This is a genomic window from Oceanicaulis sp. UBA2681 (assembly GCF_002354675.1).
Lineage (GTDB): Bacteria > Pseudomonadota > Alphaproteobacteria > Caulobacterales > Maricaulaceae > Oceanicaulis > Oceanicaulis alexandrii.
In genome coordinates, this window is sequence record NZ_DEMB01000012.1 from 54532 (window position 1) to 78692 (window position 24161).

Annotated in this window: 23 protein-coding genes; 7 read left to right on the forward strand and 16 right to left on the reverse strand. The window is 55.6% G+C overall.

Annotated elements, in window-relative coordinates:
* Both B3M53_RS09755 and B3M53_RS09760 read left to right on the forward strand, forming a co-directional pair.
* Window positions 1–211: hypothetical protein (locus B3M53_RS09755; protein WP_286800261.1), on the forward strand; the 211-nt coding region annotated here is incomplete at its 5' end.
* A gap of 339 nt (window positions 212–550) precedes the next feature.
* Window positions 551–769, forward strand: coding sequence for a hypothetical protein (locus tag B3M53_RS09760; protein ID WP_286800262.1), 219 nt, complete (start codon window positions 551–553; stop codon window positions 767–769).
* A 164-nt stretch (window positions 770–933) separates the two neighbouring features.
* On the opposite strand, the gene galE is transcribed toward B3M53_RS09760, so the two are convergent.
* On the reverse strand, window positions 934–1917 hold the full coding sequence (galE, locus tag B3M53_RS09765) for a UDP-glucose 4-epimerase GalE (RefSeq protein WP_273143978.1): 984 nt from the start codon (window positions 1915–1917) through the stop codon (window positions 934–936).
* Between the two features lie 710 nt (window positions 1918–2627).
* On the opposite strand from galE, the gene B3M53_RS09770 reads away from it, so the two are divergent.
* Window positions 2628–3134 (forward strand): transglutaminase-like cysteine peptidase, encoded by a 507-nt coding sequence (locus B3M53_RS09770; protein ID WP_286800266.1) that lies wholly within the window; start codon window positions 2628–2630, stop codon window positions 3132–3134.
* A gap of 13 nt (window positions 3135–3147) precedes the next feature.
* On the opposite strand, the gene B3M53_RS09775 is transcribed toward B3M53_RS09770, so the two are convergent.
* From B3M53_RS09775 to B3M53_RS09800, 6 genes are all read right to left on the reverse strand, one after another.
* Window positions 3148–3894, reverse strand: a complete 747-nt coding sequence (locus B3M53_RS09775; protein ID WP_286800267.1) for a metallophosphoesterase family protein — start codon at window positions 3892–3894, stop codon at window positions 3148–3150.
* A 33-nt stretch (window positions 3895–3927) separates the two neighbouring features.
* On the reverse strand, window positions 3928–6159 hold the full coding sequence (locus tag B3M53_RS09780; RefSeq protein ID WP_286800268.1) for a polysaccharide biosynthesis tyrosine autokinase: 2232 nt from the start codon (window positions 6157–6159) through the stop codon (window positions 3928–3930).
* Window positions 6160–6243: 84 nt separating this feature from the next.
* Complete coding sequence (locus B3M53_RS09785; protein ID WP_160093015.1) at window positions 6244–7518, reverse strand: outer membrane beta-barrel protein; 1275 nt, start codon at window positions 7516–7518, stop codon at window positions 6244–6246.
* A gap of 98 nt (window positions 7519–7616) precedes the next feature.
* Window positions 7617–8084: a hypothetical protein gene (locus tag B3M53_RS09790; RefSeq protein ID WP_286800269.1), complete on the reverse strand. Its 468-nt coding sequence runs from the start codon at window positions 8082–8084 to the stop codon at window positions 7617–7619.
* A 184-nt stretch (window positions 8085–8268) separates the two neighbouring features.
* A complete protein-coding gene (locus B3M53_RS09795) occupies window positions 8269–9579 on the reverse strand; it encodes an O-antigen ligase family protein (protein ID WP_286800270.1) in 1311 nt (436 codons plus the stop codon).
* Between the two features lie 537 nt (window positions 9580–10116).
* On the reverse strand, window positions 10117–10581 hold the full coding sequence (locus B3M53_RS09800; protein ID WP_286800271.1) for a polysaccharide biosynthesis/export family protein: 465 nt from the start codon (window positions 10579–10581) through the stop codon (window positions 10117–10119).
* A 770-nt stretch (window positions 10582–11351) separates the two neighbouring features.
* On the opposite strand from B3M53_RS09800, the gene B3M53_RS09805 reads away from it, so the two are divergent.
* Window positions 11352–11828, forward strand: a complete 477-nt coding sequence (locus B3M53_RS09805; protein WP_286800272.1) for a hypothetical protein — start codon at window positions 11352–11354, stop codon at window positions 11826–11828.
* Between the two features lie 19 nt (window positions 11829–11847).
* Here the strand turns inward: B3M53_RS09805 and B3M53_RS09810 are convergent, their stop codons facing one another.
* Complete coding sequence (locus B3M53_RS09810) at window positions 11848–13035, reverse strand: glycosyltransferase family 4 protein (RefSeq protein ID WP_349678836.1); 1188 nt, start codon at window positions 13033–13035, stop codon at window positions 11848–11850.
* A 190-nt stretch (window positions 13036–13225) separates the two neighbouring features.
* Between B3M53_RS09810 and B3M53_RS09815 the strand changes: the two genes are divergently transcribed.
* The 3 genes from B3M53_RS09815 (at window position 13226) to B3M53_RS09825 (ending at window position 14946) form a co-directional block, all read left to right on the forward strand.
* On the forward strand, window positions 13226–14386 hold the full coding sequence (locus B3M53_RS09815) for a glycosyltransferase family 4 protein (protein WP_286800275.1): 1161 nt from the start codon (window positions 13226–13228) through the stop codon (window positions 14384–14386).
* A gap of 191 nt (window positions 14387–14577) precedes the next feature.
* A complete protein-coding gene (locus B3M53_RS09820) occupies window positions 14578–14727 on the forward strand; it encodes a hypothetical protein (protein WP_286800276.1) in 150 nt (49 codons plus the stop codon).
* Window positions 14728–14793: 66 nt separating this feature from the next.
* On the forward strand, window positions 14794–14946 hold the full coding sequence (locus tag B3M53_RS09825) for a hypothetical protein (RefSeq protein ID WP_286800277.1): 153 nt from the start codon (window positions 14794–14796) through the stop codon (window positions 14944–14946).
* A 490-nt stretch (window positions 14947–15436) separates the two neighbouring features.
* Here the strand turns inward: B3M53_RS09825 and B3M53_RS09830 are convergent, their stop codons facing one another.
* The 8 genes from B3M53_RS09830 to B3M53_RS09860 are packed head-to-tail and all read right to left on the reverse strand — an operon-like array spanning window position 15437 to window position 24073.
* The gene (locus tag B3M53_RS09830) at window positions 15437–16768 is read right to left on the reverse strand and encodes a hypothetical protein (protein WP_286800278.1); all 1332 of its coding nucleotides are present in this window, start codon (window positions 16766–16768) and stop codon (window positions 15437–15439) included.
* Complete coding sequence (locus B3M53_RS14740) at window positions 16765–17925, reverse strand: glycosyltransferase family 4 protein (RefSeq protein WP_414690717.1); 1161 nt, start codon at window positions 17923–17925, stop codon at window positions 16765–16767. Before B3M53_RS14740 ends, B3M53_RS09830 begins: the two co-directional genes overlap by 4 nt.
* 5 nt (window positions 17926–17930) lie before the next feature.
* A complete protein-coding gene (locus tag B3M53_RS09835) occupies window positions 17931–19025 on the reverse strand; it encodes an alpha-1,2-fucosyltransferase (protein ID WP_286800279.1) in 1095 nt (364 codons plus the stop codon).
* On the reverse strand, window positions 19025–20581 hold the full coding sequence (locus tag B3M53_RS09840) for an oligosaccharide flippase family protein (protein WP_286800280.1): 1557 nt from the start codon (window positions 20579–20581) through the stop codon (window positions 19025–19027). The genes B3M53_RS09835 and B3M53_RS09840 overlap by 1 nt, the downstream gene beginning before the upstream one ends.
* Before the next feature lie 43 nt (window positions 20582–20624).
* Window positions 20625–21353, reverse strand: a complete 729-nt coding sequence (locus tag B3M53_RS09845) for an FkbM family methyltransferase (protein ID WP_286800281.1) — start codon at window positions 21351–21353, stop codon at window positions 20625–20627.
* 52 nt (window positions 21354–21405) lie between these two features.
* A complete protein-coding gene (locus tag B3M53_RS09850; RefSeq protein ID WP_286800282.1) occupies window positions 21406–22278 on the reverse strand; it encodes a glycosyltransferase family 2 protein in 873 nt (290 codons plus the stop codon).
* Window positions 22275–23096 (reverse strand): WecB/TagA/CpsF family glycosyltransferase, encoded by an 822-nt coding sequence (locus B3M53_RS09855; protein WP_286800283.1) that lies wholly within the window; start codon window positions 23094–23096, stop codon window positions 22275–22277. The genes B3M53_RS09850 and B3M53_RS09855 overlap by 4 nt, the downstream gene beginning before the upstream one ends.
* Window positions 23093–24073, reverse strand: coding sequence for an NAD-dependent epimerase/dehydratase family protein (locus tag B3M53_RS09860; protein ID WP_286800285.1), 981 nt, complete (start codon window positions 24071–24073; stop codon window positions 23093–23095). The genes B3M53_RS09855 and B3M53_RS09860 overlap by 4 nt, the downstream gene beginning before the upstream one ends.
* Window positions 24074–24161 lie beyond the last annotated feature (88 nt).

A 24161-nucleotide genomic window follows, 5' to 3' on the forward strand; every position in this document is an offset into this window, starting at 1 on the left:
GATGAGCGGCGCGTTTCTGGATGGGGAGCGGTTTGGTGCTGTTGTTGCCCGACGCTCAGACGACATCAAACCGGAGCTGCTTGCTTCCCTATCGCCGCTGGGACGGGCCGAGGATGCTGATCTCACAAAAGCCGACCGGATCCTGATAGAAGAAATGCCCAAGCTCTCTACCGCCGAGTTGGCTCAGGGGATGGTCATGTCACGGTCTTGACGACGGACATAAAGATGCGTGTCACGCGGGCCCGCTGGATAAACACCCGAGCCTGCGAGCCAGTGATCAGTTCGCTGTAAGCAGCGGGTTTGATCTGTTTATTGACGAAGTCGCGCCGACAGGGGCTCTCTCGCGAGAGATCAGTGCTTGCAGCACGCTCGAAACAAGTCCTGACAAAGAAAACTATCTAAAGATGTCATAGCTTTGCGATCAGCTGCCCTCGCAAGCTGCCGCGTCTAAAGCCTTGGGCCCCTGCGTCGACTTTTGGAAACGCTAGGAACTCGTCAAGTTTCTCGTGCTAGGCGTATGGACGAGCTCGTTAGCGGGAGTAGACGCGCCATGATCGATCAGCTGATGCACTCAAATCAGCAAGTTGCACTTAGCGTTGATCCTGATCGTGAGGCGGGCCCAGACACGCCTTGTGATAGGCAAGATCTTCTTGCGGTGCTGCTCAAGTCAGGGCGCGGTCAGCCGGGCTGGCTTTACGCCATCGCGCACTGTGACGAGCTTCATGCCGTGCTCAAACAAGCCAGCATCAGACGCCTTACCGGCGCCTAGGCGCGCTCGCCACCATGAACCGAACGAGCAGGTTCTATGCGGGCAAAACGTGTTTCTAGCCTGTTTGCTTTGCCGGGAGATTTCGAAAGCGCATGGCCTGTAAGATAATTGTAGCTCGTGGTGGCGTTCGCATGAGTTGAACGCTGGGATTTAACGTCTGGTGATCAGACCTTCGACTCCCACCGGGGCGCATGGAACGCCCAGGCGTGTTCAATGATCGTTTTGGCGTCCGAATAGGTGGGTGTAAAGTTCAGCAGATCACGGGCTAGGCAAGTGTCTGAGACCAGTTGCGCGGCGTCTCCCACCCTGCGGGGAGAGATCGTGTGGGGAACCGGATTGCCGGTGACCGCCTCGACGGCGTCGAGGATTTCTTTGACGGAGATACCGGTCCCAGTTCCCAGATTGCAGGCAAACGATGCAGAACCCTCCCGCAAACGATCAAGCGCCTGGAGATGGGCTTGGGCGAGATCCATCACATGGATATAATCGCGAACGCAGGTGCCATCGGGCGTATCGTAATCATCGCCGAACAGGTGCATGGGGCCGCCCAGACCGGCCGCGGCCTTGAGCGCGTTGGGCACCAGATGGGTTTCCGGGTCATGCTCTTCGCCGATCTCTCCATCCGGGCTCGCGCCAGCCGCGTTGAAATAGCGTAACGCAGCGTATTTGAGCGCTCCTATGGAAGAGACATCTTCAAGCATCAGTTCGACAACGTGCTTGGTCTGGCCATAGACGTTGACGGGTGTGCGCGGCTCTCTTTCCGTTATAGGCAATGCTTGCGGCTCGCCATAGACGGCGCAGGTGGAGGAGAAGACCAGATGGCGCACATCCGAGCGCTCCATGGCCTTGAGCAGTGCAACGACCCCAGCGACATTGTTATCCCAGAACGCCAGCGGCTCACGTTGGCCTTCACCAACCTCGATATTGGCGGCGAAGTGCATGACGGCGTCGATGCCCTGGTCTGACATCGCCTGTGTCACGGCGCTGACATTGCGCACATCTTGCTCGATCAGAGGTCCCCATTTCACTGCGTGGCGATGACCGCGAGACAAGTTGTCGAGGACGATTGGCGTGTCGCCCCTTTCAGCGAGCGCTTTACAGATATGCGAACCGATATAGCCCGCGCCGCCAACGACTAATACTCGCATCAAGGCCCCCATTGCTGCGTTGCAGTGTAAAGAAAGCGAGCGGAAATCGCGAGCGCAATAGTTGCAAAATGCGCAAGTTGAAGCGCAAGGCATGAGGGTGCCTTCGGCAGTGACGCTGCGACTGTCTCTCACACAGGGCGATGAAGCTTCTGCCTTCAGGGCGCTCGCAATGTCGGCTCATCGGCGCCAGAGACACGGGCTCTGGGTTAATGCGTCATTATCTATAAACACAGGCTAACCACTATACTTGGACGATGCTGCGGGCCTGAGCCGCCCCCGCATTTGACAAAATCTCGTGAGAGCGAGAAAAACTCCATTTTTGACAATGATTTAGACGAAGGTTTGGATTTAGGTTGTGTTAAGGTTACCCTCAAGTAAAATAAATAAAGCGTTAGGGTAAATTTATATTAAGCAAGTAAATAGTCCGAATTTTATAAGTTAAAACGCCAGCCTCCTCGTGCGCAGAAGCACGCAGGAGAACAGACGTGTCCACTCAGAATGAGCAACGGTCCCGACCCACCCTTTTGTCTCTTCTTGGCCTTGCCTTGGCAGGTCTGTGGTTGACCGCTTGCTCGGCCACCACGCCCGGTGCGCCTCACCTTGTGACCCATCAGGTGACAGCGCCCCCAATGGGCGCGTTCGCGTTCTGTATGGAAAACCGTCAGGCTTGCGGTCTTGTCGACGATGATACGGCATCGAACGCGAAAGACATGAGCAAGTCTTCGCTAACTGTGTTGGAGGGGGTGTCACCGGCGTCTGATGCGGTTTCTGAACAAGAGTATTCTGATGAGCAATTGCTCGCCATGGCGCATGTGGTGAATGCTGCGATCAACACAGCGATCTCCTATCGAAGCGATGCTCTGACCTGGAACATGGAAGAACGTTGGGTTCTGCCCATCCGATCGGAAGGCGTCACGTACGGGGATTGTGAAGACTTCGCGCTTGAAAAGCGTGCAGCGCTTCTGGAGGCAGGCGCGCCTGCTGACCAAATGCGCATGGCGACAGCCTGGTCACCAGGCACGGGTTTGCACGCTGTCCTGATCTTGCGCCTTGAGGCGGGAGATTATGTGCTCGATAGCGTGTCGCCTCATATCCTTACGGTGGGGCAAACCCGGTATGAGTGGCGCGCGCTTCAGACGGGTCCGAGTCTGCTTGAATGGTCCACGGTCTCAAATGATCCGCTGGGGGCTTCTTCCACGTCTTATACAGCAGGCTGATCGCTGATGAGGCTCAGCGCGTTGAAATGAACTCGACGCCTGTAGCGCTGATGGCCGCGGCTGTCAGAACGCCTGTCTGGTAGGCGCCCGTATCCAGACCGATCCGTCTTTTGTCCTTGCTGGGTTCAGACTGGGGCGTGTGCCCATGAACGATCATGTAATCGAGCTGGCGCGCATCGTTCAAAAACGGATCCCGGATCCAGAGAAACTCTGCATCAGTCTGTTGGTCTATGGCTTTATCGGGATCTATGCCAGCGTGCACAAAGAAGTAATCACCACGGATCGCAAAGCTCGAGAGCGATCGGTAAAAGGCGAGATGAGAAGCTGGAAGCTTCTCAGATAATGCCTTTGCGGTTTTCGCCCACGCAGCCTCCTCCTTGCTGAGCCTCACATCCTGGACGCCATAAGAGAGGAGGGTTTCAAACCCTCCATAAGTGCTCCAGGACGCGCCGACTTCAGGCGTGTCCAAAAACTCAAGCAATGTGGCTTCGTGATTGCCTTTCAGATAGGTGCAATCAATCCCAGACAGTGTGTCTGAATGGATGAGATAGTCCACCACGCCTGCAGAATCAGGACCACGATCAATATAATCGCCTAAAAAGACCAACTCATAATCTGAGTGGCCTGCGTGGTCTTTTATTCTGGGAACAAGACGCTCAAGCAGGTCTTTGCGGCCATGGATGTCGCCAATCGCGTAAACCGTACGGTCGGGCGGCCCATAGGACCGTTTGCGTCGGAACAGATCGATGAATGACTTCATCTTGTGTCTATGACCTTCTCAGACTGCGCCGGGTCAATCTGAATAGTATTTTTGATACGAGCGATAATAATAACCGCCCTGATCATAGCCGTAACGCGCTTGAGCTTCCAGATCGACATTATTGAGGACAACGCCGAGGATATTGGCCTTGGAGGCTTCGATTTCGTGGATGGCCTTACGCACCACGCCGGTCGAGCTTTTCTTCCAGCGCACGGCGACCAGAACCCCGTCAGCCCTTGAGACGATCGCGCGCGTATCCGCCACCGCCAGAACAGGGGCGGTATCAAGAATGACCTGATCATAGCGCTGACGCAGCTGATCAAGCAGCGCTTCAAAAGCGGATGAGCCAAAGACATCGCGCGGTGTGAATGTTGTTTGCGCAACCGGCAAAACGTCGAGACCTGTGTCCGCGTCGCTTACGATGACGTCATCAAGGTTTGCCGTACCAGACAGGACCTCAAGCAAGCCTTCCTCGGCATCGGGATGGAGCGCTTCAGTCAATAGCCGGCGCCGAAGATCGCAATCAACAACAATGCTGCGAGACCCCGCCATCGCCGAAACGCGCCCAAGGCACAGCGCAGTTGTGGTCTTGCCATCGCCAGGCACAGCGGAGGTGATCGCAACGACAATGTTTTGATTGTCGATACCGCTGATCCGGATAGCTGAGCGTATGGTGCGGAAACTCTCAGAGAAACTCGACAAAGGCTTGGCGAGCACATACTCGCCTGGATCAATGGTTTTACCGCTGATCCGGTCCGCCAATCCCACTTTCAGGCGCGGGACAGAGGCGATATGCGCCAAGCCGAATTGCTTCTCGATATCAGCGTCTGTGTGTATGCCGCTATCAAGAATTTCGAGCGCGAAGACGACGCCAACCCCTGCAATGCCGGCCAGAACGATCCCTAAAGCCAGATTGAGCATGACGTTGGGGGAACTTGGGGTTTGAGGCGTAGAAGCTTGGGCCACCACACGGGCGTCTGCTTCCGTCAGGCCTTCAGTTTCATTGGTCTGACGAAAGCGATTCAGGAAGCTCTCAAAAAGCGCGCGGCTGGCCTCGGCTTCACGCTCCAGCGCCCGCAGCTGGACAATGGCGCTATTATTGACTGAGAGCTCTCCGCGCGCATCTTGAAGGCTGCCCTGGAGTGAGCGCACGCGCTGGGCGGACACATTCACTTCGTTTTCAAGGCTGGCGACAATGCGATCGATTTCGGCGTCAATTTGGGAATTGATATCCGCCAGTTCACGCTCAACCGTCAGGATCTCGGGGTGGCGGGGACCATATCGCCCGCTCAAATCCGCCTGGCGGCGCGCCACTTCGGCCTGTTGACGACGCAGTTCGCGAATAACGTCTGATGACAAGACTTCGGCGATGGTGTCAGACGCGACGCCACGCTCAAGCTGGCTTCGGACAGCATCAAGGCGAGCGCGCGCTTCAGAGAGTTCAGCGCGCTGTATGGCAAGCTGGCTGTTGAGATCGGCGACTTGTTGTTCAGCAACTGTCGCGCCTTCGGCATTGATAAGCCCGGCCTCATCTCGGAAACGCGCTACGGCCTGTTCGCGAGCTTGGACTTCTTCACGCAGCAGCTCAACGCGTTCATTCAGCCATTCATTCGCGCGCTCAGTGGCTTCAAACTTGGCCTCAAGCTGAGACGTGAGATAAGCGTCAGCATAGGTGTTGGCGATATCACGGGCGAGGCTCGGCGTTTCAGAGGTCGCAGAAATTTCGATCACATAAGTCAGGCCGACGCGGCGCATGGCGCGTGCTCCCATAAGGGCTGAAACGGCCGATTCCCGTATGCGCTGCTGGCGTTCTTCTTCTGTTAGGGACGTGGCCGTCGGGCCTGGCAAGAAACCGCGCAGGAAGGATTTTAGGCCTCCAATCAGAGCCCCAAGTCCGCTTGGCTCTCGAAGACTGCTGTTAAATTCAGGGACGTTCACCAATTGCAGGCGGTCGACAACCGTTTCCGCTAGAGCCCGGCTGCGCAGGACTTCAACTTCAGTGTCCACCATCGCTGAGTCGGGCGGCATGCCAGAAAGCACCGCTTCGATATCCACCACTTGCGACTGGCGCACATTGAGAACAACGCTTGATGAGGCGGTATAAAGCGGCGTCGCCTGCAAGGTGAACAACACCACAACGACAAACGTCAAAAATCCTGTTGCGACCAGGGTCCAGAACCGCCTGCGAAACACAGCGATGAGTTCACGAAGATCAATCAGATCATCGTTTTGAGGTGTTTGACTGCTTGCGGCTGTTTCAGACATGACACAGGTGTTCCGGCAAAGGACGACCCACCTCATTATGCATGAGGCGGGCCAGTTCTATAAGGGAGTAACGGACGGAACCGATTAACGGCGCAGAACGAGGCTCAGGCCAATCACGTTCTTGGAATAGTCCTGGTTGCCCGCGGCGCCGGAGGAGTCCTGATCCACATAGCTGTAGCTGGCGCGCACACCGGCCGTCCGGTTCAGGAAATAGGTGACGCCGCCCGAAATGTTGAGCCGCTCATCGGTGCGGTCAATGCCCGAATAATCATCTTCGCTGAGGGCGACCCCGGCCGAGATAATGATATTGCGGCGCAGTTCGTGGTCCACGCTAACGCCAGCGCTGGTCGCAAAATAGCCGCCGGATCCTGCGACCGCGGAGTCCTGGACGGCGCGGGATGCGTTGACGGTAACTGTGGTCAGCTGGGTCGGGAACCATTCAATCGTCCCCTCAACGCTCAGCCCGTCAATGTCGGGCAAGGCGGCGCTCTCGTAATCCTGCTCGGTATAGCCAAGACCAATCACACCCCGCGCAACGCCATTCAGATCAAAATCTGCGCCGACATCGAAGGTGTAGCCTTCAGAATCGCGCAGCAAAGCGACGGTAGGCGGAGACAGGTCGTAGCTGCGGTCATTATACCGCAAGCGGCCAAAAATAGCCGTGTCCGGACTGACCGCGTAATCGCCACGCGCAGACAGGATATACTCTTCACGGTCGCGGAAATCCTGATCGGCGACGCCGCCGCCAAACAGTGGCGCATCATCGTAATCAAAGACGTTAAAGTCCACCCGCGCCTGAGCCTTGATCCGGCCAGCGGCGCGCTCAGCGCCCAGATAGGTCGACCAGGTGTCGTACTCGATGGGTTCTGCAGCCTGTCCCGCCGCGCCTGCGGAGGTCCGAGGTTCGGTGAGGGCCGAGTACCGCGCGCCGGCGGTTACGTTAGTCTCCCGCGTGATGTCCAGCTGGCCGCCTGCGCCTGCCGTGAAGTTCCAGACGCTTTCATCTGAAAAGTCGAAATGCTCGCGGCGGGTCGCTGAAACATCGCCAGAAACTGAGTGGCGCGACCATGTGGTGTCAAAGGTCAGACCCGGCGTGATAACGCCGATGATATCAGATTCTTCATTGCCGGACGTTGCGAAGACGTTGTCGGTGAACTCAAGCCCCAGCACCAGTTCGGGATAGATCAGTAAGGCGCCGTTCTGAATGCCGCCTGCATCGTAATCGGGGCGCGGACGCTGCAGAACGCTGACATTGCGATCGCGCTCGAACATGCTCTCGGCGCCGCTGGTCTGGGCCATCGCCAACGGCGAGAACCCGGCGACGGTGATTAAGGCGAGACTTGCCGCTTTGAACATCATGGTTAATCCCCCACCAGGCGCTACAGGCCGGTCATTTGTCATGAAAAAGGCGGGGCGATGATCACCCCGCCCAATTTTACGCGTCAATTTGGCTCGGATCAGTAATCCGAGTTGCCGCCGCTTCCGCCGCCAGAAGGAGGCGGAGCGCCTGCATTGTCATTGCCGCCGCCCGGTGCGCCGCCAGCTGTAACGCCATTGCCGCTGGTGCTCGGCGGGTTGGTCGCAACATTGGTCGCCGCAATCACAACAGACGGGTTGGTTGCATTGTTGGTGGCGACGATGACCATGGCTTGCGCCGTGACTGTCGCGTCAGCACCAGAGTTGGCGACGGCCAGCGCGATCGCAGCCTCGATCTGCTCTTCAGTCGCATCGGCAGGCAGGGCGTCAATGGCCGCCTGAACAATCCCGGCCAAGGTGCTAGCATCAACGCTCGGCTGGGTTTCGCCACCGGCGGGTTGAGTCGCTTGAAGCGCTGAAGCGGCAGCAGGAGCAGCAAAAAGTGCAAACGAACCCAAAGCGATTGCGCCAAGGATTGGCGATACGCCATTGAAAAATTTATGTTTCATACTTGGCCCCTCAATCGCTAAGTCGATTGGTGAAAATTCATTAGCACAACGTTACCAGTCATAGCTGAAAATTTCGAGTCTCTTTTCTATGGTTTTGAACGCGTCTGAGTAGATGTTGCGGGTGCGCAACACAAGCAGGGCGCGAACCAAATTGAGAGCTGATGCTGGCTTGATGTCGCTCAGATCAGTCTGGAAGACCAACGCGTCGCCGCCACCGCGCTTCGGCCCGAACAGGCAAAGTGCGCGCTTCGCGCTCGGCGGCGTCTCGCAGATCTGCCGGCATGCTGGCCCAGGCGCTCGCAACGAACCCAAGCCGCCACTCAATAAAGCGTCTGTCGGCGTAGGGCATGAGATAATAAGATTGGCGCAGCGCCTCTTCCGTCTCTCCGGCGATGATCGGAATGATGGCATAATTCACATAAGCGAGTTTCGCCCATGTCTTCGCACTGCGCGGCTCAACATCCAGGCTTGAGCGGAATGCTGCACGCGCGAGCGCCAGGTCGGGTGCGTCAAGTCTGAGCGCCCGGTCTCCGATCGCCTCAAGGCGTGTCGCGGAGCCTTTCAAGTCAGCTTCACTGGAAAACTTCGTCGAAAACGCTTCGTCGCTCGATGAAGCAATGCCCAAGGCCGAGTTGCGATCCACGCCGGCGTACAAACTGAAACCGGCGCAGGCGAGAAGCGCCAGGGTGACGCCAGCCTTGAGGGCGAGAGAAGGCGCGCCCTGATTGCGCTTTGATCGTCCGCCATCGGCCACGCCAACGCCGAGCCCCAGGATAAAGGAAAACAGCCAAAAGACGGCCGGGATCTCAAGCGCGTAATCGACCATGCCATGGGCGAATACGAACACAGCAATGATGAAACACGCCCGCAGGAGTGAGCGCTGGCTGCGACGAGTTGAGAGGCCCCTCATTATACGGCGTAAGAGGGCGCCGGTGAGCGCGAGCGCAAGGAGGCTCGCCGGGAGCCCTGTTTGCAGGAGCCATTGGAAAGCGACGTTATGGGCGGCGTTCTGGCTAGTGATTGTTCTGGCGTCAGGGGCTGTCGCCAGGAAATCATTAACAAACGCGAAACCGCCCAGCCCTGCCCCCCAAAGAGGAGAGAACCAGATCGCGTCTATATATTTTGCAAACATCACGCCTCGGGGGTCGTCACCCATGAGAAATCCGCTTTGCTCAATCCGCTCAGCGTAAAGACCGCCGGATATCCCGAAGAGAACAAGCCCGAGCACGATGAAAGCGCCTGGCCCAGTGACGAGGCCCCAAAGTCCCTTTGGGGCTGGAATACGATTGTGTGCGTTTTTCTGACTTGTATTGACGCGCCATGCGGCGGCGCGATCCCACGCCAAAAGGCTCAGCGCCGTAATCATGAAAAGGCTGATCCCAGCCCGGGATCCGGACAGAAATAGACATGTGGCGCAAATGAGCAATGAACCTACGGGCAGGGCCAGGCGCTGAACCCTCTTGTCAAAGCGTCCGCCGCGCTTGAGCGTCGCCATGATGGCCGTCAGCGCCAGAAGTGCGAACATGCCATAGAAAGTTGCTGCGGTATTCGCCGACAAGAAGGGCGCGGACAACCGGCTGTGATGGTAGGGCCGTTCAAACCCGAACAGGGTTCGTGGATCGATGAAGAAATCGATGAAGACGGCGAAGCCTATCAACGCGCCCATCCCCATTAGGATGGAAACGGTCTCTTGCGCGGCTTCCGGCTTGAGTGACGCGTTTCGCGACGCCAGAAAAACACCTGCGCCCGCAATGAGCGATGAATATTCGCCCGCGCCGGTAGACGCCCACCCTTTCAGCGTTCCTATCAGGAAAAGGCCGACGCCGCCGGCAAGCCAGGCGGCGCCGAAGACGCTGATGCGCGCTCCGGGCCATGCGAGGATCAAGGCGCACCCAGCTGACAGCAGGGCTGAAAACAGCAGTGCGGAAGATGGCTGGTCGGCGCCCTGCGCCAGGGCGGCAAGGCCAATAATCAGCAGGATTGGGCCGACCGTCCAGAGAGAGCGGGGCATTCTCGCGCCTGCCTTGAACCCTTAGAAGAAGCGCTCTGCGATCCGGATCGTATCGCCTGGCATGACACGCAAAGTGGCGGTTAGAGGCAGCTCAACTTCAGCATTGGTCTCGGCGCGCTTTAGGAACACGACGCGTGTATTGGCGCGATACGTGAAGCCGCCGGCGCGTGCGACAGCGTTCATGACGGTCAGACCGTCCGTATAGGGATATTCGCCGGACTCCTCGACTTCGCCGAGAATATAGAAGGGGCGATAGTTGAGCACTTCCGCGCTCACCCTGGGATCGTTGAGATAGCCGTCGGACAGGCGGCTTTCGAGCTCCGCGCGGAAGGCGGCGACCGTTTTGCCGGCGGCGGGCACTTCTCCGACCAGCGGCAGCGACACCATGCCGGCCCCATCGATGAAAAACTCGCCTGAGAGGTTCTCTTCACCGAAGACGATAATGCGCAATTGATCCCCGGATCCCAGCGTGTAGGCGGGGGGCAAGCTGGGCTCGGTTCCCGCTGCTAGAACAGGACCAGGCTCTGGGCCGCGGCTGGGTGTTGACGTGGTGGCGCAGGCCGCAATCGCGACCAACGACGACAAGATGATAAACGCGCGCAACAACATCATGACGGTCTGGTCCCTCATGTCCGTGATGCAGTTCAACCTGCACATGAACCCCGCTTAAGTGTCTACACGCTTATGCTGGGTTTTCAAGCGCGGCTACCGATAAGAACGCGCGACCGCCTGTTCCAGAGAGTCTTGCAAACTACGAGATCAGCAGACACTTCCCGCCCAGAACGCCGGTATTGGATGGCGTCCTTGCTTTTCGTGGCATGGGCTATGGAGCACACCGTCGACAGCCCAGAGACTGGACGCTTGATAACGCCATTTGTAGGGCGTGGCCCTGCTCCAAGGGGGGAGGGGCGATGAAGATGAGGGTCAACCCCAAGCACAGTAGTACTTGATGGCGTGCATACCCTGCCATTGCTTCATATATCCCTTTGAGGAGTAGCGGGAGTCTGGCCGATGGCGGGATCGAAGAAGCCTTCCAGCAGCGATACGCGGCCCCCGGTGACACTGATCGGTAATGAGCGCACCGTCGGCAACGCGATCAGTGGGTCGAAGGCTGTAATTTTACAACTGGTCCTCTTGCGCCAAACCATGAACGCACTCTGGCGGCCGAGTTGGAAAACCGAACACGAGCTGAAAGTCGAGGCCTAGTCGGCGATCGATGCATTCAGGGCCTGGCTCCGCGGAACGAAGCCGAAGGCATGCTCGCCACTCAGATGGTGGCAACTTATAACGCGGCGATGGAGTGTTATCGCCGCGCCATGGCTGAAGGCCAGGCGTTCGCAGGGCGCGAAGTGAGCCTCAAACACGCCCAGCGCCTGTCGAAGGCCTATCTCGATCAGCTTGCCGCCCTCGACAAGCGCCGCGAGTGCAGCCAGCTGAAAATCACAATGGAGCGTGTGATTGTCCAAGCCGGCGGCCATCAAACGGTTGGCTACCAGCCCGCTGAAACGGTGAAACCGATCGAGAGCGGTGACGCCGATCGCCAGGAACTCGCGCCGGCTAAAAGTGAGAAAGCGCACGCGCCAGTAGAGGCCCGACTGATGGCCGAATCTCACAAGCTCAATACCGGGCCGATGATCGCGAGCCCGCGCTGCGGGGCGAAGACGCGGGCCGCCGCGCCCTGCCGCTCGCCAGCCGTCGCCGGCAAGGCGCGGGGCCGGGTTCGAGTACGCTAGCGTCGGTCGGTCCTAATCGCTAATCAGGACATGCAGCTTGCAAGCGACGATCCTCGGTAGCTTTCTCGTAGATATCGAGAAGCTGGCGCAGATTGATCTCAGGCGTATAATTTCGCTCATAATTTAGAAGCGCGTTCGATCCAGCTTGCTCCAAACGAGCAGGGTCATTGAATAAGGATCTGGCTGTTCGCGCGAGTTCATCGGCGTCGCCTGGTGCGAATAACCAACCCGTGCGTCTTGGCTCAACAATCTCTGCCATCGCACCAAGATCAGACGCGAGCACGGGCAATCCTGCGCTATACGCCTCAATTATCGTCATGCCGAAGGTCTCGTAGCATACCGACGGCATTACCAGTAGCGCTGCGCGCTTCATTTCAGTCTGAACCTGCGCAGGCTCCGCCGCGCCCAAAAAACTGACGTTCGGGAGCGCACTTTTCTGCAACGATCCGCGTGCCGGACCGTCTCCAATTATTGTCAGCGGAATATCCGGCAAGCGCTTCCAAGCGTCGAGCAGGACATCAACCCCCTTTTCGGCGCTCAGGCGCCCCACAAAGAGCGCACCGGACCTTAGAGGCACGGCCTTTACCGCATGTTCGTGACGCACCTTGAAGTTCGGTTTAACAGCGATCTTGTCGGCGGTGAGCCCGGCGTCGATGAACTTCTGCCGGCCGAACTCGGTCAAGGCGATGAAGCGGTTCACTCTTTCCTTCCAGACTCCGCCCCGGCGACTGGTTTCGATCATAGCGGCAACGGCCAGAGACTGAATCCTGGAATTGCGATAGCAACCATGAACAACACCCCAAGCGGAAGACCCGCCCAGGCATTTCTCGCAAACAGCGCCGTTCCTGAGCAGAAGGGCGCCAGCACAAACGAGTCTGAAATTGTGCAGAGTTTGGACCACCGCCGCTCCCGCCTCGTGCGCGGCCTCATGGACGGCCGGAGAAAGCAGCGGAAAGAAGTTATGGATATGGACGACGTCGTAGCCGCGATCAGCGACCAAACGTCTTACACGTTCGGCCTGATCTCGATTGGCCACGACGCCAAGGCCAGCACGAAGCTTGTCGCCGACGCTCTGGATCTGATGGTTGGACACGAGATCGACATCGAGCGATACGCCGGCTTCCCTTAAGAGTGTAGCCTCCGCCTTCACCACGGCATCTTCCCCGCCGCGCTGCTGATAGGAATTGTGAAGCAACAGGACTTTCATGCGGTTACATCGACGCACCGCTGTTACAGACATGTTCCGCCATTAGCCACTCCTCCGACAGTCAAAGATGAACCGCTCATCGCCTCGATTTTCGCTCTTCTAGGCAGTAAGAGACTAATAAGCATGCGCATAGCATCCTTCTCATCAAGCGCGCTGCGCCGTCCCTAAAGTCAGATGAAATCTCCTAGCTATGAAAAGTGTAGCCTTCGTCACCCACATCCTGACCCATTACCGTGTCAGGTTCCACGAATTGGTGAAAGAGAATCTGGAAGAGGCGGGCATAAAGTATCGCTTGCTCTATAGCGATCCCAAAGGAACTGCAGCTGAAAAAGGCGATACGGTGGAGTTGGACTGGGCGGAAAAGATCCCGAGCAAGCAGCTTCGTATATTGGGTAAAGAAATTATCTTACAATCGTATCTCGACCGGACCAAAGATGTGGACCTTCTCGTAATCGGTCAGGAAAACCGGCTAATTGCTAATTATGCTGCGATCATTCTGGGAAGGCTACGAAAACGGCCTGTTGCGTTTTTCGGGCACGGCAAGAACTTTCAGGCCGCCGGGAAAAAGCCGTTAGCTGAGGCCTGGAAACGTCGATGGTCGAACACTGTTCAATGGTGGTTCACCTATACCGATGGGTGCGCCTCGATTGTAGAGCAAAACGGCTTCCCCAAAGAGTTTATCACCGTCGTCAATAACTCCATCGACCTCAATGCAATCAAGTCGGAAATCAATGCGGTTCCTTCCCAAGTGCGCGAAAGCCTTCGGGCGGACATGCTTAGGGGCAGCCGGAACGTCGCTGTTTATGTGGGCGGTATATACAAGGAAAAACGGATCCCGTTCCTGATTGAAGCAGCGAAGGTTATACGGGCAAGTGTTCCGGACTTCCAATTACTGGTGATTGGCAGCGGACCAGACGCGGGGCTTGTGGCGGAAGCTGCAGCCGCTTATCCTTGGATCCACCATGCGGGCCCTAAATTCGGCATCGAAAAGACGGAACTCGTTCTCACCGCTAAGGTATGGCTCATGCCAGGCTTGGTTGGGCTGGCTGTACTCGATAGCTTCGCCTACGGGGTACCGATTGTCACAACCGACTTGCCCTACCACTCTCCTGAATTCGAATATCTCACCGACGGAGTAAACGGCGTGGTCGTCCATGACTCCCAGAGCACTTCAGAATATGCTCGCGCGGTCGTTGATCTACTAGACAATGAACAACATCGAGCTGCCTTGATCCGCGGTGCCTCGGAGGCATTGAAAGCTTACTCTATCGAAAAGATGGCAGCGCGATTCGCTAGTGGCGCTGAAAGGGCGTTAAGAGGTGATCCAGAGCGGGGTGATGGGGCGGACTGAGCTACTCCCCGGAATTCGGACGCTGACGGAAGCTACGATATGGGCTCTGCTGATCTTCGACGACGAAGAGATCGCAGATGTCGAAACGCAAGCAGCATCCGCCGAAGTCCAAGGCCTAGGTGGCGCTTGAAGTGTTGAAGGGCGAACAGACCGCAATCGAGCTCGCGAGTCGGTTCAGGGTTCATCCCACGATGATTCACCAATGGGTGCGCGCGCTTCTGTACGGCGTGTCGGGCGCGCTCAAGAGAGGATCGCGGCGCAAGCCTGACGTGGACGAGGCGCAGCTCCAGGCGCTTCACGCCAAGATCGGCGAGCTGGCGGTCGCCAATGAATTATTGTAGAGAAAGCTCAAGCCTTAGGGTGGGGCGTGAAGCGGACGATGATCGACCCTGATCACCTTTACGCTCTTGATCGGCCTACAATGCGGCCTGCTCGCGATCACACGATCCTCGTTCTGTTACACGCCCAAGGGCGAGAGTGATGAGAACCTGATGCTGATGCGGTTGATCGACAAGCAGATCCTGGAGACGCCATTCTATGGCGTGCGCCATATGAGCTGACATCTGCGCAATAAAGGTCATCTGGTCAACTTCAAGGCGTGCTGCGCCTAATGCAGTTCATGGACCTGACACCCATCTATATGCACGCTTGGGAGACCGGTTCGCAGGTCAAGATCGACTTGGGTCGCTGGATCCACTTCTACAATCACCAGAGACTACACCGCTCATGGTGGGCGGCTGCCCACCATGATCTACTGGCACACACGCCAGCCTAATTAACCCGATCAGCATGAGCTCAGAGTATATTAAAAACGCTGGAAACTGTGTAATGGAGTAGCTCATTCTTCCGCGCTGTACGCAATCGTTCTCTAACGCTTTTCAACACCTAAGTGATAGATTTAAAGTGGAAACCGGTCGCAACAAACGTGAAGCAGGTCAGCCGTGACAACGCGGCTGCGAAGATCGGAAGTTGATGCCTCAGACATATCCGTCGGCCTTCTGTTCCCGTAGGCAGTCTAAATCAGAGTTCGCGCGAAATGAGAATCCACCTCTACCGATTCAATTCGTTGCGATGACGCTCTGAAGCTTTCACGGACCTTGGTGACAACCGAGCGCAATAAATTCCGCCAGCTGCCAGCATGAGAAATACGCCATGCGCATCCCGGAGCTCATAGCTGTAGGCGAATATGGCCAGCATGATCGACAAGGCTGCGGCCACCGCCGGCGAAACACCCATTGGTGAGCGTGACTTGATGGCGAGCGCGATCCCTTTGCTCGCGATCCAGGCAGTGGACGCCAACCAAGCAAAAAGTCCGGCGAAGCCGACCATCGGGATCGCGCCGAAATACATGCTGTGCATGCTATGCTCCCAATACGCTCTCTTCGCAGCAATCAAGATGGCCGGCCGCGTGCCGGCGGGCAGGCCGACCAGTTGGTCAACAGTCGACCAGTGCGGAATATCCTCGACCAAGGCGCTCCAGACCAGTTGCCGGGTATTCAGATTGCCCTCGCCCCTTTCCAGCGCTCGGGCGACCGCATCGGGCAGAACGCTCGTCAGGCTCGTCAGGTCCGCACCGGCAACGGACAGCGCCCATCCCGCTGACGTCAGGCCAATCACCACGCACAGCCCGGCGAGGAAGCGCAGCTGTCGCTCGGGCCCTGCTTCCAGCGTCAAGACGATCAGAATTCCCGCCATCCCAGCCACGATCGCAGTCCTCTGTCCCGACAGGACGAGACAAATCAGCGCCAAGAGGAACATCAACAGGCTCCGAGACATCCCCCGGCCGGCCACCCGCAGAGCCCGTGACAGCAGCAGGGTCGCAGCAGCGCCAATCGTGAGCGCGCCAGGCGCCGAAAGCGGCCGTTCACCGTCGTTGAATCCGATAAACGGATCGGGGGAAATCTGGAAAAACAAAGAGATCCCGAAAATTAATCTCAGGAGCACTAACAGGCATAGGACGGCGGCGGCGATACCGACGGCCCTCGAAGTTGCGGACACGAGCCGCGGACTGCTCGGCACGAATGCAACGAGCAGAAAAGTAGCCGCGAACACTCCCGAACCTCTAAGAGAAAAGAAAGACTGAAACGGGTCCAGCAACAGCCCTCGCAGGAAGCCGAAAACACTCAAAGCGCCGAAAATGATCGCTGCGACGGAGGCCAAATTGCTCCTCGGCGGCCGGCTTGCAAGAGAAGTGACAACTGCGCCAATTGCCGCTGCAAGGGCTGGCTCTGCCCATGTAAAATTATACGAGCCAATAAAGGCGATGGTGGAATGTCCGACGACCTCCTTGGCGATGACGCCAAGCAAGGCGAGCCAGACCGTTGCGATGATCCAGAGTTCCTGCGAATCGAAATGCGGGTAGGGAGACCTCAGCACCATCATCTGTAATCGGTCAAAATTCGATGATAAAGCGCAATATACTGATCCGTTGCCTTTACAATATCAAACCTAGACTCGGCGTCTAACCGGGCAGCTCGTGACATCTTCTCATATCGCTTTCTATCCATAAGAATCTCAATGGTGGCCCGGCTGATGGCGCCTGGCGAGCGCACATCAACGAGTTCACACCCCCCGTCTACGCCGCAAGTAAAAGGTACGCCACCCGATCGCTCCCCCGCGACACATGGGATACCGCGTGCCTTCGCTTCTGCAATGATGACACCAAAAGTTTCTTCTAGGGAAGGATGTATGAGGAGCGAAGCGCGTTCGGACAGAAATTGCATCAATCGATCGTGAGATACGGCCCCGTGTCCGATAACCCCGGGGAGTCGGCCCAAACGCTCACTATCCAACTGCGGCCCAAATAAGTGCAATTCGGCTCCCTGCATTGAGCACCTTATCTCCTTAAATGCTTCGAGAGCCGCCTGGATGTTCTTGAGACGGCCCTGATCGCCTACAGCCACCAAAACCGGATTCTCCGCCGGCCACCCCCTTGGGATTGGAACCTTACCAGGCAGATGAACCCCGTTCGGGATTACGGCGACGTTACGGAAATGACCGTGGAATCGCGCTAAGGAAGCGATATAGGGGGACACCGCAGTCATTCGCTGGGCTCGTGGCATCACCCGCAACATCATCATGAGCCGGATCAGCCGATAAAAATTTCGAAAGAACCAGAGCACGTGCCACCCGCTATCGTGCATTGTCACTAAATGAGGGCGTGGCGTGCGTACCGCCGCCTCCGCGTATTCGTACGTCCAGTGAGCGTGTATAATGTCCGCCGAACTTTCCCTCATGATCAAACTCAGCCCGGCTATCTCCTTTGCAAAGAAATCGAGCGATCGGACTCTGGCGCGGTGTCGGGGTGCCCCGCGCATAGGCACGTATGTTACCAAAACCCCATCCTCATCGAACTTTTGGATCTTATCGATTGACGGGTCCAGAGTAACCAACTCAAGGCGAAGGCCCTTTTGGCGTAGTGAAGCGGCGAGCGGTACAATTGGCGTTTGAACGGATCCAGGAGGAGCATCTCCAAGTCGTAGCGAGAGCGTGCTCCTGAGAGCTTCAGTTTCGAACGGCCCTGCCAATAAGACCCTCATCTGAATTAATTCTTCCTAGAATTCTTATCGGCACTGACCGGGACAACCCCATACCTGATAAGGTCGGTCTCTCGTCGACGTCTAGAAAAGCAGGTTTCCAAGTAGTCAAATATGTCCTTCGGTACGTTCCCGTCGAAATCTACTGGTACACCGCGAGGAGAAAGTGAAAACCCACCCTCAAGCAAACTGGAAACCTGATGAAGCGCAGACCATGTGGGCGAACAGCTAATTTGCTGGTTAAATTCATTCCCCCAAATAGACGCACAACTTCCGTGATCGAAAAGATTTGGCTCGAACCAAATGTATCGTCCAGTCGAAAAAAAGGCAGCCCATAATGAGTAACTTGAAACAGAACATATGGTAAGGTCGCATTGTGATAGCGCTAGCAAATCAGAAATATCGTTCATTGGAAGATGGCTAGAATCAATAAACTGACAGCCTTCAAATATGGATTTGATTTCTTCTATGGGGGCATCAGTAGAGATGAAGAACGTGACGCGACCGGAAAAGCTTTTATTTATTTTTGATATAACTGTTTTGTACCACTCCAAAGGAATCGCTACATTAAATTTTGACTGATAGTTATCACCCTGTTGAAGTACAGAAAAGTCTCCTCTTCTAACATGGACACCTACCCGAACATTATCCTTTGGGAATGCGGTTTCGAGACGAAAAAGGTTGCCCATTGTGCTTCGTGTGTTCAAAAGCTGACCTCTGAGAAATTCCCTCGCGGGTTCGATAGCATGAAACCCACCCCACATCCCCGAGACGGACAGTGCGAACACTTTCCTTTTGGAGAGCGCCCAAGTTTGATCCAAAGCGATAATTGACTTACTAAAATCGCAGCCAGCAGAGCGGTAGTCGCTCTCAGTCACTTCAATAGAGGGAAATGCTTCTACTAACGCTTTGTGAATAAGCCAATCGTATTGCGGCGTTCGAAAATAACGCCGATATCCACGCTTATTTAGGCCCCAGGCCGGGTGCAATGCCTTGTAGGACAGCAATTGCGCCGCGATAAAAGCCTTCCCCCAAACAAAAAGTTCATTCCCGAGGCCTGCGCCTCGCCCTTGGACCTTCGGAACGACATACCGCGCAGTCATTAATTGCCTCGCTGTTCGACACGGCCATGCAGAATACGTGTTGCTCGCCAAATAAGTGGGAACCGCTGTTCAAGAAAGTCTGCAAAAGCAGAGAACTCGGGCATTGAGACAACTAATCTCAATACGATCAAATTAGCGACAGCGGCTAGACCGAGCTGAATTCCCAATATAGAAAATTGCGAATGAATCTCGAACGAGTTTGAGAATATCTTGCCAGCCCAGGCACCCGCACCCGTTGACAAAGACCAGATAATGCCTGGTCGCAAGATTATAAAATCTTTTATCGAAAAGTCAATTTGTCGGCAAATGAATATATTAATCACAACAAACCCAAGTGCTATGGAGCAGAGTGCGGGCATGGCAAGAATCCATATTCTTTCCTGGATTTCAAAAAAGACAACGAAAAACAAAAGAACTGAAACCGCAAAAAGTTGCAATGAGGCTGTTAAGTAACGGGGCCGCATGATGCGCGCATGTTCGAATGCAATCCCCGCAGCGTGCATCAAAGTGGCAGCTCCAAACCCAATCGACAGCCAACCGAAAATGTCCGCCGTTCCGATCCAATCTGCACCCAAAAGGGTAATGACGATGGACTCGCGAGCGACAAAAAGGAACACTGATATTGGTGCGGATAGGGTCGCTAGGACCATCGTATCAGAAAAATATTCAGACGCGTTTACACGGCCCTTTAAAATACTTTGAGATTTGCTTGCATATAAAACGCTACTTACTCTCCATACCGACGTCTGAATAGCTAAATCTGCCAGCATCTGAGCGCGATGGTACAATCCCACAACTGACATAGGCTGACTAAAGCCAAAAAATATAACAGGTAGCTGTAGCCAAGCTATATCTAGAACCCTGAGGCCATTAAAGCTAGCTGCATCTCCAATTAGTTTAAGCAGCTCACTATTCTTTATTTTAAAGCCTACACTCTCTCTTTCAAGGAAAGTATATATGAAGCAAGCGATGCAGGCATTAACAGCAGCTCCAAACGCGAGACTCCAGGGACCAAACCCCATTAAGGCAAAGGATATGCCGATCAAGCCATTACCCACTGCCATACCAAATAAAGCAACTAGATTAATAGAAAGAAACGCCATTTTTCTTTGGCGCGCGGCTAGTGCTGGCGACATCATGATCTGGGTGAGCAGGGGAAGCGACATAAAACATAGAATAGCAGCGCTAGATTTTTGCCCTGCACTATCCGATAGAGAAAAAATGATTGCTGATATCAACGAAATCAATATTATTGAAATTAATGACAATAAAATGCATGAAGAATACCATAAGTGAATCCTTTCTTCTCTGAATTTGGAATCGGTTACCATCGCCGTGACGAGGCCTCTTTGCGATATGTGCATCACGATTACAAGAAATGTGTTGGCCAATGCAAATACTCCAAAGTCAGAGGGCTCGAGTACTCGCGATTGAACCGCCACAATGATGATTTGAAATAATGCCAATATTATACCGAAAAGCGTATTGCCTATAGCGGCTGAAAAAATGGCTGATGAATTAACAGATAAGCTTTTTTTATTGGGATCCTCGACCATTTAAGCTGCGCCTTTATTTAAAAATCTTTCTTATATTTGCAAATTATTTTCGGATAAATAGGCCGTTAACTTGTAACATCTCATAGCTAGAGGTATTAGTGAATCCTGGGAATAGCCCTATGCAATCATAACTCAAATTTCTTATATATTTTATAAGCTCATCCGCAAACGGAGAGCCTTCGTAAACCTCAGTAAGAGAAAGCTCTAGGTAAATTACTTTAATACGATTCATAGATGAGCTGATACCATCCAAAACATCGCGCTCAAATCCCTGTGTATCTATTTTAAGCATGAGATTCTTTCCTGCTGTTAAACTGTGATAATTTTTAACCAATCTATCAATCGAGATCATTTCGACTGTCTCGGTCCCAATGTATGCGGTTTCCTTATTGGCCTCGACAGATCGCTGAGCAATCGGCAGAATTGAAGAGCTCACGCTATTCGCAGCAATGTTTATTTTCGCCTCTCCCTGTTTACTGCCAATGCACACGGGAGGAGCGACGTGCCAGCGAGGGTTTCGTCCGGCCCAATTCGCAAGTTTTTCATGCGCAGCGCTCGTCGGCTCGACCGAAAGAAAATCGACGAGGATTCCCGTCTCTGACAGTTCTCGAACGAAACCCCCATCGTTTGCGCCGATGTCAAGGATCAACTCAACGCGAGCCCGCTCGCACGCGCGCTGGATCGCTAACATCTCATGGCGATAGGGGTGGAAGCGATCGATCGAAACGCCACAGGCCCTGAACGCCCGCTTAATGCTTTGAGAGAGAAACATAATGCCTAACTGAACCCATCACCTGCCAATTACAAAATCTAGCGTAGCTACTTTACGATTGCCGTTGAATGTACCGAACATAGACGATCGGTAGCTGAAGCAAGCCCAGCACCCCGCCATGCCGCCACATGAAAGAAAGCCAAGGGCGAAAAGGCAGGCCGAGCGGCGAATTCAGCCGTTTCCACCGCTCGTGCAGAGAAAGCCCCCTTAGCCGTGCGCGGTGGTTCTCGTTGGCCGCACATTCTCCCAAAGCCTTCCTGGCGATCCATATGCGAAAGCCAAAGGCGGTCGCCCGATATCCGTAGTCGATATCCCCGAGCTGATGGACAAACACTTTATCCACCGGCCCCAGAGCCCGATAGACCGCCTCTGGGACAAGCACAAAATTTCCGTTCATCGTATCGGCCGGCTTCGGCGCGCCGACCGGCACGACCCGTTCCAGCTTCGACGGGCGCCAGCGGCTTACTCGCCGAAAACCGGAATAGGTCAATTCTCCTGTGCCAGGCGCGATCATCGCACCAACGACAACATGCCCTTCGTCATCGGTCTCGGAACGCACAGCCTGGTAATCGGCTAGAGCCGTATCGATTGCCCCTTCAAAAAGTTCGCAGTCATCGTTCATCATGAGCAGGAAGTCCGGGCTCAATTCGATCGCACGCTTCATGGCGAGGTGCATGCCGCCGCCCCAGAATAGCGATCCGGTTCCCTTAACAATGATCGTGTCGGGATACAGGCGACGAACGGCTTCCGCCGTTCCGTCGGTGCTGGCATCGTCCAGAATCACGAAACGAAGATTAATACGGTCGGCGCTCTGCCGTTGAAGTGACCTTAACGCCCGAAGCGTCTTCTCCCGGCGATTGTAACATGCCATCACCACTGCGATGGTCGCCCGCTCTTCGCCGCACGAGACTTGCTTATAGATCATCGCTTGTAATCTTCAAAAAACGCTCGAAACGCAAACTGCGGCGCCAAAACCAGGTATCGGCGCCACAGACGGCGCGGGTCGCTCGCCAGTCGGTGTAGCCACTCCAGCCCGCTGCGCTGCATCCAGCGCGGCGCGCGTTTAACGGCGCCGGAATGAAAATCGAATGCGGCCCCGACGCCCAAAAAGACACCCCGGCCGATGGCCGGCGCCGCCTTGGCCATCCAGAACTCCTGCTTCGGGCTGGAGATGCCAACCCACACGAAGTCCGGTTTCAAATGCCGGACCCTCTCCACTTCGTCCAGCGCTTCGCCGGTCAGTTCGAAACCGTGGTCTATTTCTCGCATGGGAGGGCAGTAGGAACCCACCACATTGAGCCCCCGATGACGATCGCACAGACGTCGCGCTAGATTCTCGGCGACACCGGGCTTGCCACCAAAGAAATAATGGCTCTGACCGGTCTCGAGCGTGGCTCGGCAAATTTCATCTAGAAGGTCGGCCCCGGCCACGCGCCCGATACGATCGCCGTGGCCTCGAAGTCGTCCAATCCATACGAGCGGCATTCCATCGGGAACGACCAGGAATGCCTGATGGTGCAGCCCTCTGAGCAGATCGTCATCGGCCGCGAGCATCAGGCTTGCCACCTCACGGACGAAAACCATCCCCGCGCCATCCGTGTTCGGCTTTTGAATGATAGCGTCGACCACGGCATTCATGTCGACAAGGCTGACTGGAACGCCGAGAATTTCGATGCGCTCGTCCGCGGTCGACGTTGACGTCCCGCATTCCGTAGAGACTAAGCCCAAACCCTTCACCGTCATCGGAACCCCCCTGCGTCTTTCTCCCAGAGGGCAAGGCCTGCGCGAAGGTCGGTTTCAAAATGATAGCTGTGAGTAGAAAGATAGCCTGGCTTTATGTTCGTCGAGGTAACGAGCTTTGCTATGCGTTCGCGATTGATCGGGTTTCTTAAACCAAGTGAACTGGCCGCCTCAAAAGGCATCGCGGCCAAATTCAGCAAACCCATGGGTATGGCGCCCACAGGTCTTGGTAGCCCTGCGACCTCTTCGAGGGCCTTGCAAATTTCACTGATCGTCGAGCGCTCGGGATAGCAGAAATTATAAAGCGCATACTGCTCTCCCAAGCCTAGAACGAACTCCATCGACCGAAGCAGCTCGCCGACATAGCCGCAAGATTTGACCGTGTCGGTTCGGCCTGGATAGACAAACATTCGCTTTTCGAGCGCGCCGGCGAGGCGGGTAAAGTTCCCGTTTTCACCTTTCCCGAAGACAACGGCAGGGCGGACGATAACAAGCTGGGCTCGTGCGCCTTCGGACCACTGTCGATAAACGTTCTCCGCCAGGAGTTTTGACCAGCCGTAAGCGGAAATCGGCCGGGGTACGCTATCTTCACTCTTGAGCTCTTCGCTCGGCCCGTAAACCGCGATGGAACTCGTGAACACGATCGAGGTTGCTCCGGTTTTTCGTGCGAACTCGGCGATGTTGAGCGCGCCAGCGACATTCGTCTCGTAATAGTCGCGATCCGGATGCCCCGGGGTACGATGAACTGCCGAAAGATCATATATGGACGGCGCCTGATCCACCATATCAAGGGGGATCTGAGAGCGTACGTCGGCGAATATGTAGTCCACCCCTGAGACGGGCTTTTCAGGCTCGGCAATATCGACGCTGACAACCTTCTCGACACCCTGCTGGCGAAGGCGCTGGACCAAATGCGTACCTATGAAGCCCGCGCCTCCGAACACCACGGCGCAGGCGGGGTGAGCGCCGTCTCGTTTCATCGCCTTTCGAGCCCTCGAGGCCGATCAAACCGGCACTGCTCGGACGGGCACGGGAAATGAACGAACGCCGCTTTCTCAAACGCAGCAC

Bases quoted from the DNA above. Each gene is read 5' to 3' on its own strand.
- B3M53_RS09785 (WP_160093015.1), bottom strand. From the start codon at position 7,518: ATGATGTTCAAAGCGGCAAGTCTCGCCTTAATCACCGTCGCCGGGTTC.
- B3M53_RS09795 (WP_286800270.1), bottom strand. From the start codon at position 9,579: ATGGCGACGCTCAAGCGCGGCGGACGCTTTGACAAGAGGGTTCAGCGC.
- B3M53_RS09860 (WP_286800285.1), bottom strand. From the start codon at position 24,073: ATGAAACGAGACGGCGCTCACCCCGCCTGCGCCGTGGTGTTCGGAGGC.
- B3M53_RS09775 (WP_286800267.1), bottom strand. From the start codon at position 3,894: ATGAAGTCATTCATCGATCTGTTCCGACGCAAACGGTCCTATGGGCCG.
- B3M53_RS09835 (WP_286800279.1), bottom strand. From the start codon at position 19,025: ATGACTGCGCGGTATGTCGTTCCGAAGGTCCAAGGGCGAGGCGCAGGC.
- B3M53_RS09855 (WP_286800283.1), bottom strand. From the start codon at position 23,096: ATGACGGTGAAGGGTTTGGGCTTAGTCTCTACGGAATGCGGGACGTCA.
- B3M53_RS09805 (WP_286800272.1), top strand. From the start codon at position 11,352: ATGCTCGCCACTCAGATGGTGGCAACTTATAACGCGGCGATGGAGTGT.
- B3M53_RS09810 (WP_349678836.1), bottom strand. From the start codon at position 13,035: ATGAAAGTCCTGTTGCTTCACAATTCCTATCAGCAGCGCGGCGGGGAA.
- B3M53_RS09790 (WP_286800269.1), bottom strand. From the start codon at position 8,084: ATGAAACATAAATTTTTCAATGGCGTATCGCCAATCCTTGGCGCAATC.
- B3M53_RS14740 (WP_414690717.1), bottom strand. From the start codon at position 17,925: ATGAGGGTCTTATTGGCAGGGCCGTTCGAAACTGAAGCTCTCAGGAGC.
- B3M53_RS09760 (WP_286800262.1), top strand. From the start codon at position 551: ATGATCGATCAGCTGATGCACTCAAATCAGCAAGTTGCACTTAGCGTT.
- B3M53_RS09850 (WP_286800282.1), bottom strand. From the start codon at position 22,278: ATGATCTATAAGCAAGTCTCGTGCGGCGAAGAGCGGGCGACCATCGCA.
- B3M53_RS09820 (WP_286800276.1), top strand. From the start codon at position 14,578: ATGATTCACCAATGGGTGCGCGCGCTTCTGTACGGCGTGTCGGGCGCG.
- B3M53_RS09815 (WP_286800275.1), top strand. From the start codon at position 13,226: ATGAAAAGTGTAGCCTTCGTCACCCACATCCTGACCCATTACCGTGTC.
- B3M53_RS09780 (WP_286800268.1), bottom strand. From the start codon at position 6,159: ATGTCTGAAACAGCCGCAAGCAGTCAAACACCTCAAAACGATGATCTG.
- galE (WP_273143978.1), bottom strand. From the start codon at position 1,917: ATGCGAGTATTAGTCGTTGGCGGCGCGGGCTATATCGGTTCGCATATC.
- B3M53_RS09845 (WP_286800281.1), bottom strand. From the start codon at position 21,353: ATGTTTCTCTCTCAAAGCATTAAGCGGGCGTTCAGGGCCTGTGGCGTT.
- B3M53_RS09770 (WP_286800266.1), top strand. From the start codon at position 2,628: ATGAGCAAGTCTTCGCTAACTGTGTTGGAGGGGGTGTCACCGGCGTCT.
- B3M53_RS09830 (WP_286800278.1), bottom strand. From the start codon at position 16,768: ATGATGGTGCTGAGGTCTCCCTACCCGCATTTCGATTCGCAGGAACTC.
- B3M53_RS09840 (WP_286800280.1), bottom strand. From the start codon at position 20,581: ATGGTCGAGGATCCCAATAAAAAAAGCTTATCTGTTAATTCATCAGCC.